Annotated in this window: 17 protein-coding genes and 2 tRNA genes; 8 read left to right on the forward strand and 11 right to left on the reverse strand. The window is 53.5% G+C overall.

The features are described from left to right. The first annotated feature begins 42 nt into the window (after positions 1-42). The 4 genes from WC359_02995 (at position 43) to WC359_03010 (ending at position 3,504) form a co-directional block, all read left to right on the forward strand. On the forward strand, positions 43-393 hold the full coding sequence (locus WC359_02995; protein MFA5399392.1) for a zinc ribbon domain-containing protein: 351 nt from the start codon (positions 43-45) through the stop codon (positions 391-393). A gap of 26 nt (positions 394-419) precedes the next feature. After that, complete coding sequence (locus tag WC359_03000; GenBank protein ID MFA5399393.1) at positions 420-794, forward strand: zinc ribbon domain-containing protein; 375 nt, start codon at positions 420-422, stop codon at positions 792-794. Further along, a complete protein-coding gene (locus WC359_03005; protein ID MFA5399394.1) occupies positions 766-1,203 on the forward strand; it encodes a thiamine-phosphate pyrophosphorylase in 438 nt (145 codons plus the stop codon). The genes WC359_03000 and WC359_03005 overlap by 29 nt, the downstream gene beginning before the upstream one ends. A gap of 120 nt (positions 1,204-1,323) precedes the next feature. After that, complete coding sequence (locus WC359_03010) at positions 1,324-3,504, forward strand: sodium-translocating pyrophosphatase (GenBank protein MFA5399395.1); 2,181 nt, start codon at positions 1,324-1,326, stop codon at positions 3,502-3,504. A 31-nt stretch (positions 3,505-3,535) separates the two neighbouring features. Here WC359_03010 and WC359_03015 read toward each other — a convergent pair whose 3' ends face one another. From WC359_03015 to WC359_03030, 4 genes are read right to left on the reverse strand one after another with little or no spacing between them, the layout of a single operon-like run. Next, entirely contained in the window at positions 3,536-4,159 is a 624-nt protein-coding gene (locus WC359_03015) for an MBL fold metallo-hydrolase (protein MFA5399396.1), read from the reverse strand. A gap of 1 nt (position 4,160) precedes the next feature. Further along, complete coding sequence (locus WC359_03020) at positions 4,161-5,108, reverse strand: ABC transporter permease subunit (protein ID MFA5399397.1); 948 nt, start codon at positions 5,106-5,108, stop codon at positions 4,161-4,163. Positions 5,109-5,110: 2 nt separating this feature from the next. Continuing rightward, complete coding sequence (locus tag WC359_03025) at positions 5,111-6,046, reverse strand: ABC transporter ATP-binding protein (protein ID MFA5399398.1); 936 nt, start codon at positions 6,044-6,046, stop codon at positions 5,111-5,113. A gap of 9 nt (positions 6,047-6,055) precedes the next feature. Further along, positions 6,056-6,988 carry an NEW3 domain-containing protein gene (locus WC359_03030; protein ID MFA5399399.1) on the reverse strand — a complete coding sequence of 311 codons (933 nt, stop codon included), beginning with the start codon at positions 6,986-6,988 and terminating at the stop codon, positions 6,056-6,058. Between the two features lie 216 nt (positions 6,989-7,204). On the opposite strand from WC359_03030, the gene WC359_03035 reads away from it, so the two are divergent. Then, complete coding sequence (locus WC359_03035) at positions 7,205-7,459, forward strand: translation elongation factor-like protein (GenBank protein ID MFA5399400.1); 255 nt, start codon at positions 7,205-7,207, stop codon at positions 7,457-7,459. A 3-nt stretch (positions 7,460-7,462) separates the two neighbouring features. Here WC359_03035 and ribH read toward each other — a convergent pair whose 3' ends face one another. From ribH to WC359_03060, 5 genes are all read right to left on the reverse strand, one after another. Next, on the reverse strand, positions 7,463-7,933 hold the full coding sequence (ribH, locus tag WC359_03040; GenBank protein MFA5399401.1) for a 6,7-dimethyl-8-ribityllumazine synthase: 471 nt from the start codon (positions 7,931-7,933) through the stop codon (positions 7,463-7,465). A 29-nt stretch (positions 7,934-7,962) separates the two neighbouring features. Further along, complete coding sequence (locus WC359_03045) at positions 7,963-9,168, reverse strand: bifunctional 3,4-dihydroxy-2-butanone-4-phosphate synthase/GTP cyclohydrolase II (GenBank protein MFA5399402.1); 1,206 nt, start codon at positions 9,166-9,168, stop codon at positions 7,963-7,965. A 5-nt stretch (positions 9,169-9,173) separates the two neighbouring features. Beyond that, positions 9,174-9,806 (reverse strand): riboflavin synthase, encoded by a 633-nt coding sequence (locus WC359_03050; GenBank protein MFA5399403.1) that lies wholly within the window; start codon positions 9,804-9,806, stop codon positions 9,174-9,176. A 5-nt stretch (positions 9,807-9,811) separates the two neighbouring features. Next, positions 9,812-10,915, reverse strand: coding sequence for a bifunctional diaminohydroxyphosphoribosylaminopyrimidine deaminase/5-amino-6-(5-phosphoribosylamino)uracil reductase RibD (gene ribD / locus WC359_03055; GenBank protein MFA5399404.1), 1,104 nt, complete (start codon positions 10,913-10,915; stop codon positions 9,812-9,814). A 184-nt stretch (positions 10,916-11,099) separates the two neighbouring features. Continuing rightward, positions 11,100-11,891, reverse strand: a complete 792-nt coding sequence (locus WC359_03060; protein ID MFA5399405.1) for an SIMPL domain-containing protein — start codon at positions 11,889-11,891, stop codon at positions 11,100-11,102. A gap of 155 nt (positions 11,892-12,046) precedes the next feature. On the opposite strand from WC359_03060, the gene lepB reads away from it, so the two are divergent. Continuing rightward, positions 12,047-12,667: a signal peptidase I gene (gene lepB / locus WC359_03065; GenBank protein ID MFA5399406.1), complete on the forward strand. Its 621-nt coding sequence runs from the start codon at positions 12,047-12,049 to the stop codon at positions 12,665-12,667. 15 nt (positions 12,668-12,682) lie between these two features. On the opposite strand, the gene WC359_03070 is transcribed toward lepB, so the two are convergent. Then, positions 12,683-13,588: a hypothetical protein gene (locus WC359_03070; GenBank protein MFA5399407.1), complete on the reverse strand. Its 906-nt coding sequence runs from the start codon at positions 13,586-13,588 to the stop codon at positions 12,683-12,685. A gap of 105 nt (positions 13,589-13,693) precedes the next feature. On the opposite strand from WC359_03070, the gene WC359_03075 reads away from it, so the two are divergent. Together WC359_03075 and WC359_03080 are read left to right on the forward strand one after the other, a co-directional pair. Then, positions 13,694-13,769, forward strand: a tRNA-Phe gene (locus WC359_03075). Positions 13,770-13,785: 16 nt separating this feature from the next. Further along, positions 13,786-13,873 (forward strand) — tRNA-Leu (locus tag WC359_03080). 94 nt (positions 13,874-13,967) lie between these two features. Here WC359_03080 and WC359_03085 read toward each other — a convergent pair. Next, a complete protein-coding gene (locus WC359_03085) occupies positions 13,968-14,099 on the reverse strand; it encodes a hypothetical protein (protein MFA5399408.1) in 132 nt (43 codons plus the stop codon). Positions 14,100-14,234 lie beyond the last annotated feature (135 nt).

The following is a 14,234-nucleotide window of genomic DNA, read 5'->3' on the forward strand; positions in this document are numbered from 1 at the left end:
TCCGATAACATGTGTTACAATCATAAAACCGAGGAGACTGATATGCCTGTTTATGAGTACTGGTGCCCCGACTGCAAAACGCGGCAGGAGATATTGCTCCAGCGTTTCAACAGCGATACTCCCCCCTGCCCCAAGTGCGGGGGTAATTCGCTGCAGCGCAGGTTTTCCACGTTCATGATGCAAAAGTCATACAAAGCAGTATATGACGACATACTCGGGGATTCGCAGATGATGCGCGGTATGATGAACAATGATCCCCAGGCGCTGGCCGCATGGAACAACAAGATGAGCGGCGGTGAGCCCGTCGCCCCCGAATACCAGGAGACACTGGAGAGGATGGAGCGCGGTGAGGTGCCTTCGCTTCCGGCGGAGGGCGGGGAAGCCATAGGCTGAATTCAACTTTAAACAGGAGCCGGTGAATGCCGATTTACGAGTATATCTGCCACAATTGTAAAAAGAAGGTGGGCATCTTTATGCGGCTGTCCGCCTTGCAGCAGGATCCCGCCTGCCCAGTCTGCGGTGGGACCGGCCTGCGCAGGATTTTCTCCAGCTTTGCTGTAGTTAAATCGACCGCTCAGGTTCACGAAGAGAGCGGCGAGCCGGGGCCGGGCATGTCGGCTGACTACTATAAAGACCCCCGCAACATCGGCCGCAGCCTGGAAAATCAGTTTAAAAATATGAATATGGAGATACCTTCGGAGATACGGGACAGCATCGACAAGGCGCGGGAGGGCGTGCTCCCCGACTCTTTGCGGGACCTGGATAGTGCAAGCTCGGATTCTGCGTACAGTTGACGCCAACATCAACCGTGTCAGCGAGGGGCTGCGCGTCCTCGAAGACGTATCCAGATTTGTACTTGAGGATGAAGATACCACCCGCCAGCTCAAGTCCATACGCCACCAGATCAACAACCTGGCCCGCGGCCTGGGCATACGCCTGCTGCTAAGCAGGGATTCGGAGGGTGACATCGGGGCCGCCGGCGATCTAATCAAGGAGCACAGCGACCTCAACTCCATCGTCAGAGCCAATGCCAAAAGGGCTCAGGAAGGGTTGCGCGTGCTGGAGGAACTGACCAAACTGCCCGAGTTGAAAGACGCGACCCCCGCCGATGAGATCAGAAAATCGAGATACCTTGTATACACTATAGAGATCAGCCTCATATCGCAGCTGCCCGAACATAAAAAAGAACGCGCCGGAGATTAGGTATTTCTGCCTACCCGCTTCTGGTTGACTTTAGTCGTTCCCGCTGGTACAATCCCACATTTGGTGGGCCCGTGCCTGTCAGGCCTGTGGCCACAACTAAAATTCAAATTAGGAGGTACTATGGTACAAATTCCCCCGATCTTCTGGGTCGTACCTATTGCCGGTATAGTGACGGTGATATTTGCCATCTGGTTGGCGATCAGCGTCATGAGACGGCCGACGGGCACACCGCAGATGAAAGAAATCGGCGACATGATTTTTGAGGGTGCGTGGGCCTTTCTTAAGAGGCAATACGGCACCATCGCCATCTATTCGGTGATAGTAGCTGTCATCATCGGCGTAATCGTAGGCGTTCTGCCGCCGGAGGAAGCTCTACAGAAGGCCGGCTATGATCCCTTTTCGATCGGCTGGCACACCGGCCTCGCTTTCCTGGTCGGCGCAATCTGCTCCGGCATCTCCGGTTTTATCGGCATGTACGTTGCGGTTAAGTCCAACGTACGCTGCGCAGCAGCCGCACAGAAGAACCTGACCGAGGCGGTCAGGGTAGCACTGCACGGCGGCGCCGTATCCGGTTTCCTGATCACAGCACTGAGCCTGATCGGTGTAACAGTGATATTCTTCTCATTCGGCGGAGCCGAAACACCCGCATTGTCACCGCATCTTATCGTCGGCTTCGGCTTCGGGGCCAGCTTCGTGGCCCTATTCGCCCAGCTCGGCGGCGGTATTTATACCAAGGCCGCTGACATGGGCGCCGACCTGGTCGGCAAAGTCGAAGCAGGTATCCCCGAAGACGATCCCCGCAACGCCGCGGTGATCGCAGACCTGGTGGGCGACAATGTCGGCGACTGCGCCGGCCGCGGCGCCGACCTCTTCGAGTCCACGGCCGCCGAAAATATCGGCGCCATGATTCTGGGTGTAGTTGCATATGTCGCCACGGGGAACGTGGCCTGGGTGCTCTTCCCGCTGGTCGTGCGCGGATTCGGCATGTTTGCCAGCATGATCGGCCTTATGATCGTAAAAGCCAAGGAAAACGAGAACGCGATGAATGCCCTCAACCGCGGGTACTACGTAGCTATCGCCCTATCGGTAGTCGGCCTGGCCATCACCGTGTACTTCATGCTCGATAGCTGGTGGCTGTTCGCTGCAGGCGTTGTAGGCATCATCGCCAGCATAGCCATCATTTTCGTGACGCAGTATTACACGGAATCACGCTATAAACCCGTCCAGGATATCGCCAATGCCTCCAAGACCGGCCCCGCCACCAATATCGTGGCCGGCGTGGCAGTTGGCTTCGAAACCACCTTCGCCACCGCCATAGTCATAGGCACATCCCTGATACTGGCCTACGTATTCGGCGAGCTTAGCGGAGTTAAAGGCGGAGGCGCATTCGGCACGGCGGTAGCCACCATGGGCATGCTCATGACCTGCCCCTACGTGCTCTCAATGGATACCTTCGGTCCCATCACTGATAACGCCAACGGCGTTAACGAGATGGCAGGCGCCGGCCCCGAGATCCGCAAGATCACCGACAGGCTGGATGCCGTCGGCAATACGACCAAGGCCCTCACCAAGGGCTACGCCATGGTGTCAGCCGGCCTGGCTGCCTTCCTGCTCTTCCAGGCTTACCTGGACCGGGTATCCTTCCTCAGGTTCGGTGAGACCGGTAGTTTCAACATCGTAAACATAGCCAATATCGAGGTCTTCGTAGGCGGGCTGATTGCGGCCATGCTTGTCTACCTCTTCAGCGCATGGGCCATCAAGTCGGTCGGCAAGACAGCCGGCAGCATCATTGACGCGGTACGCAAACAGTTCCGCGATCATCCCGGCATCATGGCCGGTACCGAAAAGCCGAATTACGGTGAAATCGTTGACATCACCGCCAAAGCCGGGCTCAAAGAGATGATCGCCCCGGCCCTCCTGGTAGTACTTGCGCCGGTGGTTGTCGGCCTGCTCTTCAAGTACCTCCCCGCCATACCATTGGCTGATGGCAAGTTCTACACATGGGACGCCGCACAGGTTGTGGCGGCTCTACTCATGATCGGCACGATCGCAGGCATCATGCTCGCCTCCTTCATGAACAACGGCGGCGGCGCCTGGGACAATGCCAAGAAAATGATCGAAGATGATCAGCTCAAGGATGACAAGGGTAACATCCTGGGCAAGGGCTCGGATGCACACAAGGCAGCCGTAGTCGGCGATACAGTCGGCGATCCTTTCAAGGACACTGCCGGACCTTCACTTCACGTGCTGGTAAAGCTGCTCGCCACTATCACGCTGGTACTCTGCCCGCTCTTCGTCTAATCCACATCAACCAGCTGATAAAAAGGGGCAATCACCTGATAAAGGGATTGCCCCTTTTTTCACGCCCAATAGTTGTCGCCGGGCCGTGACCCGGATAAACGACCGTGTCATCAGGAAGCGTATACAGTTTTGTTTGTATGCTGTGCTCCAGCTGTTCGTAGCTGCAGCCGGGGAAATCCGTCCTGCCGATGCCGGCGTTGAAGAGCGTATCTCCGCTGAAGAGTATGCCGTGGCCGTAAAGGCTGATCTCGTCCGGGCTATGCCCCGGGGTAAACAGCACTTTAAAATGCAGGTCGTCGATGTCCACTTTGTCCCCGTCAGACAGAAAAAGGTCCGGCTCAGGTATTTTGGCTGACCCGCCGGACATGGCCGCAACCAGCTTGATGAAAGCGCCGGGCGAAGATTTATCAGCCCCCGCCCCCACTGCAAATCTGGCGCCCGTGGCGTCCTTAAGGGCTTTGACCGCACCTGTGTGGTCGAAGTGGCTGTGCGTCACAACTATCAGCGACAGGGACAGGTTGTCGGTATTAAGGACTTTCAAAATGGTTTTAGAATCAGCTCCGGGATCGATCAACATGGCCCGCCTGGTGGTGTCCGATGCAACTATATAGCAATTTGTGGCTATGAAACCTACGGTTAAAGCTCTTAATATCATCTTATGTCGACCTGATCTCCTCACGCATAAACCTGACATATGCCAGGGCGAAACAGACGGCCGTCAGCGCCACCAGGCCTACCAGTTGCGGCCAGACCAGCATCAGGCTCTGGCTTAGAGGAAGGGGCGACGGCATCAATCCTGAATACATGCCTATCATCATCATGGTGGGACTGGTGCTGCCCATCACAGGGATGAGTATGGCCTGTATGCTCTCGGCGTAGAGCGTACCCGGCGAGATGCGGCTGATCATCCGGAAGAGGTAGTCGTAGTCAGCCACCTGGGCGACCGTTGAATCCTGGGTGAGGGGGAAAGCTGCGCCGGCGATGAGATTGGCTATAATACCCATGAAAAGGAACAGAAAGATCCAGACCGCAATTGCGGCGAGAGCCGAGGTGGAGGTCTTCTTAAAAAGGACGGAGAATAGCACCGATAAGGACATCCAGAAAGCTCCATACAGGATACTGACTACTATGAAAATGAACAGCCTCAATATCTCCTCCGCCTCCGGCGGCACGCCTATCAGCCTCAGTCCAAGTCCTGCCACTATGGCAACAACGCTGACAATCAGCACGCTTATCACAGTCAGTCCCGACAGAAACTTGCCGTTGATCAGGCTATCGCGGTAAATGGGCTGTGCCAGCACTCGACTGAGGTTGCCCCCGGTCCTCTCGCTGTTGATCGCATCGAAACCCAGGGCGATGCCGATGATGGGAATAAAAATGGACATGAACAGCGGGAAGGAGAAAGGTAAATCGCTGCCCGATACGACAAATAAACTCAAAAAGATGTTACTGGTCGAATCGCCGACAACCGTCCTGATGTTCTGGGCCGCTATGTATATGGTGGCTATGCCGGCCAGGTATACCAGTAAAAACAGAATGATAAACCTTTTACTGTTAAAGCTGTCAGCCAGCTCTTTTCTTAGTATCTCCAGCAATCCGTTCATCTTCAGGAACCTTTAAAATACTGCTTGTAGATTTCTTCCAGCTCGAACTCCTCGACCTTCATATGTAGCCTGAGTCCGGTGGTCTCAAGAACCGCACGCTCGAGCTCTGCGCTGATATCGTCGTCGGCTGCGACGACAGTGCTGTCCGCCACACTATCGATGCTGCGGACACCGGGTATCCTGTTGATCTCATCGCGCACCCGGTCTGCGAGTTGCGCGATAGGCAGGATGATATGGTAATGGCCTTTTCTTAGCGCTTCCCTGCCTAACTTATCCACCGGCCCGGTGGCGATCAGCTGTCCTCTGGAGAAAATACCTACGCCACTGCAAATTTTTTGCAGCTGGTGCAGCAGGTGGGAAGAGATTATAACCGTAACCTTTTGCCGTGCCATGGTCTTAATAAGATCGAGGACCTGGTCCGTGCCCTCTGGATCTATGCCCGAAGTGGGCTCATCTAAGATGGCGATTTTAGGCCTTTTGATCATGACATCGGCGATGCCCAGGCGCTGCTTCATGCCGTGAGAGAATGTTCCTACGGGCTGGTTAGCCCGGTCTCTCAGCCCTACCACTTCGAGCAATTCATCGATCGTGGCCTTCAGGTTGTTGCCTCTAAGTCCGTTGAGGCGGCCTGTATATTCAATGTTTTCCCGGGCCGTCATATCATCATAGAACCCGATTCTTTCCGGCATATAACCGACTATGCTCTTGACCTTGATCGGCTCGCGCAGAGGGTTAAGTCCGTTGACAAGCACCGACCCCGACGTAGGCTCGCAGAAGCCCATCAGCATGAGTATTGTGGTGGTCTTGCCGGCGCCGTTGGGACCGAGCAGGCCGAATACCTCGCCCTCCTCAATACGGAGGTTGAGGTTGTTAACGGCTGTAAACTTGCCGTAGGTCTTGGTTAAACCGCGTGTCTCGACTATCAGGTTATCGCTCATATTTGCCCGTCAGCGACGTCCAAAGCGGATAAATATGATCGCCAGAGCTATAACCACAAGTACGACTATCCCTACACCGACCCATCCCCAAATTGTCGGTGTAAGCACCGTGGTGCGTATCTGCAGGCTGGCGTAAGCGTTCTTCGACTCAGGCTGGGCCTGAACAGTGATGACGTAATCGCCGGCGATGGTCTTTTCAGCCGGCTTCACACTGACCTGCACCTCTTTGGTCTCCTGCGCTTTTAGCAGATCAATCTTCTCAGGCTTGCAGGTAACCGTCCAACCGCTGGGCCTATTTCCGGACGGGCAGCTGACCTCAACCTTCTCAAGGTCCGCCGTACCGTTATTGGCCACGACTATGGTAAAACTGCTCTCCTGACCTGCCGTTGCTTCCGTATTGAGCCGTCCGTCCGGCGTGGTCAGCTTCAGGTCATAGCTTGCGGTTACTATAGCCTTCAGATCGATTGAGGCATTGAGATCGCCGGAGGCTACCTCGAATACGATGGGATATTCGCCAGGCACGGGCACCTTCCAGGCATACGGCCTCACCAGAAGCTTGACGCTCTCAGGGTACCCCCGGCTGCCGTCAAGACGGATAGCGGCGATCTCCTGGCCCTCGCCATAACCCGGTGTTATCGCGTAAGCAAACCCCTCGGGAACGACTGCCTTTAAATCGAAAACCTTTGACCCGCTGCCTCCCGTGTAACTGATATTAATGTTGTATGAGTAAGTCAATCCCACATTGCTGCTCAGCATGGGGTACTGGCACGTCAACTCCAGCTTCTCTGCATTCTGGCCGTTGGCATTGCTCAGGGGAAAAGATGAGCCCGACCCGGAGAAAGCGCCTGCAGCCACAGCGGTCCCCGCATTTATGAACAGCGGCAATATCAGTGCCAGGGTGAACAGAGCTACTATTATTATCCGCATGACTTTCGCAAGCATAATTGAACCTCCATCATCATAAAAACACTCCTTTTGAAACCGGATCATGGCCGCGGGATATGAACCATGGGACAGGAATAATTTAGCCAATATCTCAGCTACTGTCAAATATTAAAACGCTCCGCTGGCTATGGCGAACTGTCTTGATTTATCGACCATCTACAAATATACTTAAAGCACGGTAGACAGGAGTGAGTTGAATACGGAGGTGCAACCGTGGCAGAAGTAGAGATCGGCCTGATCGTGGATTTCTTCGCACGACCTGTAGTGGCGGCGATCGAGCTGACCGGCGAGATCAAGGTGGGCGATAAAATTCACATCAAGGGTCATACGACCGACATGGAGGTAATCGTAGACTCCATGCAAATACATAACCAGAGTGTTCCCGCCGCCAAAGCGGGCGACGCGATTGGGATCAAGGTCTCAGACAAGGTGCGGCACGGCGACAAGGTCTATAAAATCGTTGATTAGCAGTTAAGAGCCGAAGCTCTTGATCAGGTTGGCCATCTCAATTGCGCTGTTAGCGGCCGCGAAGCCCCTGTTGCCTTCCTTGGCGCCGGCCCTCTCTATGGCCTGTTCCAGGTTATCCGCGGTGATGATTCCCTGTATGACCGGCATGCCGCTGTCGAGGCTCAGACGTGAAATCCCGCGGTTGACTTCCGCGGCGACATATTCAAAATGAGGGGTACCACCCCTTATCACGCACCCAAGGCAGATTATGGCGTTGTATTTGCCCGTCTCGCTCATTTTCTTGGCTGCCAGAGGTATCTCCATGCTGCCGGGTGTCCAGGCGATATCGATATCCTGCTCGTTGACGCCGTGCCTCAGCAGCGAATCACGGGCACCTTCCAGCAGCCTTCCGGTAATTATCTCGTTAAAGCGCGATATGACGATACCAAATTTAAGGCCCTTGCCTGACAGCATACCCTGGTAATTCTTAGACATCTAAGTCCTCCTCGATTATTTCCCCTGCATTAATCTTCGATGGTTAACAGGTGCTCCAACTTCTCCTGCTTGGTTTTCAGATAAGTCTTGTTGTACTCGGTAGGCTGAGATATGAGACGGATGCTCTCGACCACCTTCAGACCATAACTCTCCAGCCCGATAATCTTCTTGGGATTATTCGTCAGCAGTCGTATATCGTGCAGGCCCAGGTCCGCCAGAATCTGGGCGCCGATGCCGTAATCCCTTAAATCGGCGTCGAAGCCCAGGGCGATATTGGCTTCTACCGTATCCAATCCTTTATCCTGCAACTCGTAGGCTCTTAGCTTATTATGCAGGCCTATACCGCGGCCCTCCTGTCTCATATAAAGGAAAACGCCCCGGCCCTCCTCGGAGATCATGTTCATGGCCATGCGGACCTGCTCTCCGCAGTCGCAGCGCAGGCTGCCGAAAACATCGCCCGTTACACATTCGCTGTGAACACGCACCAGAACGGGTTTACCGTCGGCCACATCCCCCAGCACCAGCGCAACATGCTCATCAGTATCCACGGTGCTCTTGTAGGCCATGATGGTGAAATCGCCGTATTTAGTGGGGAACCTGGCCTCGGCCACCTTTTGTACGAGCCTCTCGTACTTCCTCCGGTAGGTTATCAGATCGGCGATGCTGACGATCTTGATGCCGTACTTTTCCGCCAGTTTTTCAAGTTGAGGCAGCCTCGCCATCGATCCGTCCTCATTGAGTATCTCACAGATCACTCCAGCCGGATAAAGCCCTGCCATTCTGGCCAGGTCGACGACCGCCTCAGTGTGCCCAGCACGTACCAGCACGCCACCCTCTCTGGCCCTGAGGGGGAATATATGGCCCGGCCTGGCGATATCTTCCGCCCTCGTCTTGGCATCCAATACCGCCTTGACCGTTGCCGACCTGTCGAAGGCCGAGATGCCGCTGGTGGTCTTATTCTTGGCCTCGATCGACACCGTAAATGCCGTAGTGAATTTAGAGGTATTCTCCTGCACCATGGGTGGAATCTGCAGTTCATCCAGCCGCTTGCCTATGATGGGCATGCAGACCAGCCCGCGGGCATGAGTGACCATGAAATTGATCAACTGTGGAGTGACTTTCTCCGCCGCAATGGCAAGGTCGCCTTCGTTTTCACGGTTTTCATCGTCGACGATGATGATGAATTTGCCGGCAGAGATGTCTTTAATAATCTCAGGTATAGGTGATAACGCCATTGAGTTTACCTCGCTTTCAGATAATCATACTGGTCCAATAAGCTGATTATACCCTCTTGCTTGCCGGGATGGTAAAATTTCTCGATATATTTAGCAATTATGTCAACTTCCAGGTTGACCTTGTTGCCCTGCTTCAAAGTCCCCAGGTTGGTCTTCTGCCTCGAGTAAGACACCAGTGACACGGAAAACTGCGAGGCGCTGCATTCAATAACCGTCAGGCTGACGCCGTTCACAGCGATGAAACACTTTTTCACCAGGTATTTCAATATCTCTTCGGGCGCATTGACACCCAGAATAACGGCCTCACCCTCGGGAACGAGGGATGTTACTTTGCCCACAGCGTCCACATGTCCCTGCACAAAATGCCCGCCGAAACGGCCCTGGGCCGACAGCGCGCGTTCCAGATTGACCTGATCGCCCACATGCAGATCCCCGATATTGGTCAGCTTTCTGGTCTCCGGCATGATCTCGACAGTGAACGCTGATTTCGCGATATCGATCACCGTCAGGCAGGCCCCGTTGACGGAGATGCTGTCTCCCAAAGAGGTACCGGCCAGCACATCACGGGCCTGTACCGACAGGCTTTTTGCACTCAGTTTTTGAACAGAGCCGGTTTCTTCAATAATCCCTGTAAACATTGTTCTCAGGTATACCCGCTGATCAGAAGCTCGTTATCGAATTTTACGATTCTTATGTCCTTTAGTTGCAGCGCGTTCTTGACCTTGTCAACGCCCTGGCCGCTGACAGCGGTTTTGGCCTCCTCACCACCTATTATAATCGGCGCGATAAAAGCCAGCACCTTATCTACCATATGATGGTCAAACGCGTAGCCCAGCAGACTGCTCCCACCCTCTATCATAACCGTTGTGATATGCCTCTGCCCCAGCGCTTTGAGAAGCTCGTCGATATCGATCAAGCCTTTGTCCGACTTGAGCACCAGATACTCGGTGCCTTCCCGTTTCTTTTTCAATATCTCTTTATCGAATTGCCCCTCAGCCAGCGCCACCAGCGTTTTCCCCGGCTCCGAGAACACCCTGGCCGTGGCCGGGACGCGACCCCTGCCGTCCACTATCACCCGCAATGGCTGCAGTTTGGCGCGTCCGCACCTGCCGCTGTACCCGCGTGCGGTCAACTGAGGATCATCGGCGATTATAGTTTGGGCGCCGACCATGATAGCATCGACGCTGTGCCGCTGGCCGTGGGCATAATTGCGCGCTTCCTCGCTGGTTATCCATTTGGAGTCGCCCGTCCTGGTGGCTATCTTGCCATCCATACTCATGGCAAACTTGGCAATAACGAACGGGACTCCCGTTTTAATATACTTGAAATAGCCTTCGTTGATCTCCCTGGCTTTCTGTTCATACTCCCCGATTTTCGTTATTATGCCCGCCGCCTTAAGGCACGCGATACCTTTGCCTGAAACCAGCGGATTAGGATCGGTCACCGCGATATTGACCTCTGAGATTCCTGCACTGATAATGGCATCGGTGCAGGGTGGGGTTTTGCCGTGATGGCAGCACGGCTCAAGAGTCACGTACATCGTTGCGCCGCGGGCCATCTCGCCGGCCTGGTTAAGCGCCATAATCTCTGCATGCTCCATCCCCGGCTGCTGCGTATGACCCAGGCCGACCACCAGCCCATCCCTTTCAATCACGGCTCCAACAGCCGGGTTCGGGCTTGTGTAACCCAGCGCCAGCTCGGCAAGGGAAAGGGCGTAAGCCATAAAATCAAGGGGCCGATTGAGCATATCCGTTACTACATCCTGTATTTAAAACCGGCAAATTAATCAGAGGTGATCAGGCCTGTTTTTGAAAGCGGGCAATCGATGCAGGTTCAAATACCGGTCAATTTTAACATCACCACATTCCCTTAGCAAAAATAATCGGCTTCCCTATGCGCACATAAGGAAGCCGATTACACTCAAGTCAAGCTTAGTTAATTTCGTAGACCATGGTGATGGTCACCTGGAATTCCAGTTCTCCGGCACTGATGGGCGTTGGAGCTGCGGCTGCCGAATCCATAGCGGCGTACTTCATGGCATAATTCCCGACCATGGGCGGCATATAGCTGGTATCCTCGGACACGTACAGCACCCTGCCCAACCTGGTACCCGATGCCTGTGCAATCTGTTTAGCTTTCTCCATCGCGTACTGGACCGCCTTCTCGCGGGCTATCTTATAGTAAGGGGTGGGGTCGTCAACCGTAAATGTTATACCATTGATCCTTATAAGATCGCCCCCCGCCACAACTGCTTTATCTATGATGGACCCGGCCTTGTCGATATCCCTGATCTTACAGGAAACCGAATTCGTCACCCTGTAACCGATAACTACGTAAGTGTCCTGATTATCGTCCCAGCGGGTGACCTGCTGGATGTTATACTGGCTTGTCTGGATGTCTTTATCGGCGATACCGCTGTCCTTGAGCACCTGCATCACGCCGCTCATACTCTCAATTGCCTCTTTCTGCGCCTGTGCCACGGTCTTCTGCTGTGATTCGACGCCGAGCGTCAGGACCACCACATCGGGCGTCCCGGTCGTTTTTCCCAGGCCGTTTACCCACAGGCCGACGTTTTGTTGGCTTACGATGATCCCACCCGAACCGATAGTCGTCCCGGATGCGGGAACGCCACCCTGGTATACGACCGCCGGGCTGGGGGCGCACCCCACTACGGATAACGTGACCAGCATGATTGCCGCCAGAATGATCGCTGTTCTCCTCATTATATTGAATACCTCCTGAATAATAATTTGCTGTATATGCGACTGTTATACAGAATCACATACAAAACGAAATACGCGTGTTAAAGGTTTATCCAATTAGCACAAACATAGCTTATAGCATATAATTATCCAAATCAAATGCCGGGAACACATAATTGAAGGTACTGAGAGAGTTCATTTTCACCCTGCTGATCGCAGCCATCATCTTCCTCGCCCTGCAAATCTCCATCAAGAGCTTCGAGGTTTTCAATGTCTCGATGCTTCCCACCTTCCGAGAAGGGGACCTGATCATTGTTAACAAGCTGAGCTATGCCTTCGGCAATCAGCCGCGACAGGGAGATGAAATAGTCTTCTATGAACCCGGCAATATATCAAAACCCGCATTCGACCCATTTTTTTCCCAGCAACCTTCGTGTTTTATTAAAAGGGTGATAGCCGTGCCCGGCGACGATGTTGAGATCAGGGACAGGGCGGTCTTCGTAAACGGAAAAAAACTCGTGGAGCCTTATATCAGGGAGTCGCCTAACTACTATATGCCTTCGCGTTACATACCGGCGGGACAGTATTTCGTTCTGGGCGATAACCGCAATCACAGCAACGATTCACACACCGGCTGGCTGGTGCCCGCCGGCGATATCATCGGCAAGGTCTGGTTCCGCTACTGGACGGCTGATTATCCCAATATCCGGCTGGTAATGATACCGGTATTCATACTGATAGTGGGCACGCTGATCGTGGTTATGATCGCGGACGCCTCGCGCAGCAACCGCTCCTGATATGGAACCGGCTAATCAGTTCTGCTCTGCAGTTATCGTGGCTGTAACCACATAGTCCGGATTGGTTCTGTCAGGCACAACCGCCTTGAAGCCGATTTTATAAAGAGGATAAAGTATCTCGGGTGTCGGATCAACATCGGCCTCTATATCTCTGGTTCCGGTCTGCCCTGCGACAGTGATTTTTATCCATACTTCAATATCTTTAGCACGGATGGGAACCTCTCCCGAATTAACCACGTTTCCACTGATAACTTTTCGGTGAATCCTGGGCTCGGGCTCCTCCTCCTTCATGCTATAATCCGCTACGCTTACAGCAGCCACACCATGTGTCAGGCCGATATCGAAATTGTCTTCAACTGAGATCGACTCGTTATAGGAAGGATCGACCGACCTTACCTTGAAATAATACCTCTGTTTCGTTTTAAGGTCGGTAAGCTCGACGACGTGCTGTTTGACCATGGCCTTCTTTTCGTCCGTGACGTATATCTTACTGTCATCGGTCCTCCAGATGACCTGGCTGGTGGAAGGCTCGTTGGTGCTCCATTTTATTGCGACCGCGTTGTATGAGATGTTATCCACGGTGATATAGCTGATGACAGGAGCCGTGATATCGGGGATAATCAGCTCCTCTACCTCGGCGGTTGTGGTGTTATCGACAACCGCCGGGAGCGCCGGATTATCCATCATGTTCATAAGGTAGTAGATACCCGCTCCGGCCAGGAGTACGACCACGAGCAGGGCTATCAGAGGCCATATCCAGGATCTTTTCGGCGCATCTTTTACATCTTCGTGCGCCTGCCTGGCTTCATGGCTCTGCACGGTATGCGCCGGAGTCCACGAAAGAAGCTGCCCGCACTTGCGGCAGGCCTTCTCTCCCACAGCTACGGGCGAGCGGCAGTACGGGCAATAATATTGCTGCATTATTTACATCTTACTAAATATAAGAAATTTTTGCCTGCACGCAGATGAAAATCGAGTGTAATGGAATTGACAGGATATCGGCCCAAAGGCTACAATATCGTTCGCGCCGAGGTAGCTCAGTCGGTAGAGCAGTAGACTGAAAATCTACGTGTCCCCAGTTCAATTCTGGGCCTCGGCACCACCTACAGACCGGCCGGGCCGAAGTGGCGGAATGGTAGACGCGGCAGTCTCAAAAACTGTTGAGGGGCAACTCTCGTGTCGGTTCGAGTCCGACCTTCGGCACCAGATCTCTCCACAATAACATATTTTTGAAATAAAAATTGCCGCCACCCTTTTACGGGTGGCGGCAATTTATTTGTCCGATATATGTTCCGATAAATTAGAAAGCGAAGAGCGTTCCGGCATAAACCACGAGGGTGATCAGCAGGACTCCGTCCAGCAGCATACCGGTGAACAGTGCGAGCAGTTTCCCGTCTTTGTTGATCAGTTCAGCCATTTTACTCCTTGTCATCTCTCAGCTCCTGCGCTTTATTTTTCAGTTTGATACTTATAAAACGCAGTCCCGGGCCGGGAGGTTTAGGCAAAAAGCAAAATTTTTAAAAATAATTTTAAATTGACCGGCTCAAAATGTATGTGATAACCTTAC

It is taken from the genome of Dehalococcoidia bacterium (genome assembly GCA_041653995.1).
Classification (GTDB): Bacteria; Chloroflexota; Dehalococcoidia; order GIF9; family UBA5629; genus CAIMUM01.

Excerpts from the sequence above, each read along its gene's own strand:
- WC359_03000 (MFA5399393.1), top strand. The coding sequence starts at position 420 with ATGCCGATTTACGAGTATATCTGCCACAATTGTAAAAAGAAGGTGGGC.
- ribD (MFA5399404.1), bottom strand. The coding sequence starts at position 10,915 with ATGCTCAATCGGCCCCTTGATTTTATGGCTTACGCCCTTTCCCTTGCC.
- WC359_03060 (MFA5399405.1), bottom strand. The coding sequence starts at position 11,891 with ATGAGGAGAACAGCGATCATTCTGGCGGCAATCATGCTGGTCACGTTA.
- WC359_03025 (MFA5399398.1), bottom strand. The coding sequence starts at position 6,046 with ATGAGCGATAACCTGATAGTCGAGACACGCGGTTTAACCAAGACCTAC.
- WC359_03070 (MFA5399407.1), bottom strand. The coding sequence starts at position 13,588 with ATGCAGCAATATTATTGCCCGTACTGCCGCTCGCCCGTAGCTGTGGGA.
- WC359_03030 (MFA5399399.1), bottom strand. The coding sequence starts at position 6,988 with ATGCTTGCGAAAGTCATGCGGATAATAATAGTAGCTCTGTTCACCCTG.
- ribH (MFA5399401.1), bottom strand. The coding sequence starts at position 7,933 with ATGTCTAAGAATTACCAGGGTATGCTGTCAGGCAAGGGCCTTAAATTT.
- WC359_03085 (MFA5399408.1), bottom strand. The coding sequence starts at position 14,099 with ATGACAAGGAGTAAAATGGCTGAACTGATCAACAAAGACGGGAAACTG.
- WC359_03020 (MFA5399397.1), bottom strand. The coding sequence starts at position 5,108 with ATGAACGGATTGCTGGAGATACTAAGAAAAGAGCTGGCTGACAGCTTT.
- WC359_03045 (MFA5399402.1), bottom strand. The coding sequence starts at position 9,168 with ATGGCGTTATCACCTATACCTGAGATTATTAAAGACATCTCTGCCGGC.
- WC359_03010 (MFA5399395.1), top strand. The coding sequence starts at position 1,324 with ATGGTACAAATTCCCCCGATCTTCTGGGTCGTACCTATTGCCGGTATA.
- WC359_02995 (MFA5399392.1), top strand. The coding sequence starts at position 43 with ATGCCTGTTTATGAGTACTGGTGCCCCGACTGCAAAACGCGGCAGGAG.
- WC359_03050 (MFA5399403.1), bottom strand. The coding sequence starts at position 9,806 with ATGTTTACAGGGATTATTGAAGAAACCGGCTCTGTTCAAAAACTGAGT.
- WC359_03015 (MFA5399396.1), bottom strand. The coding sequence starts at position 4,159 with ATGATATTAAGAGCTTTAACCGTAGGTTTCATAGCCACAAATTGCTAT.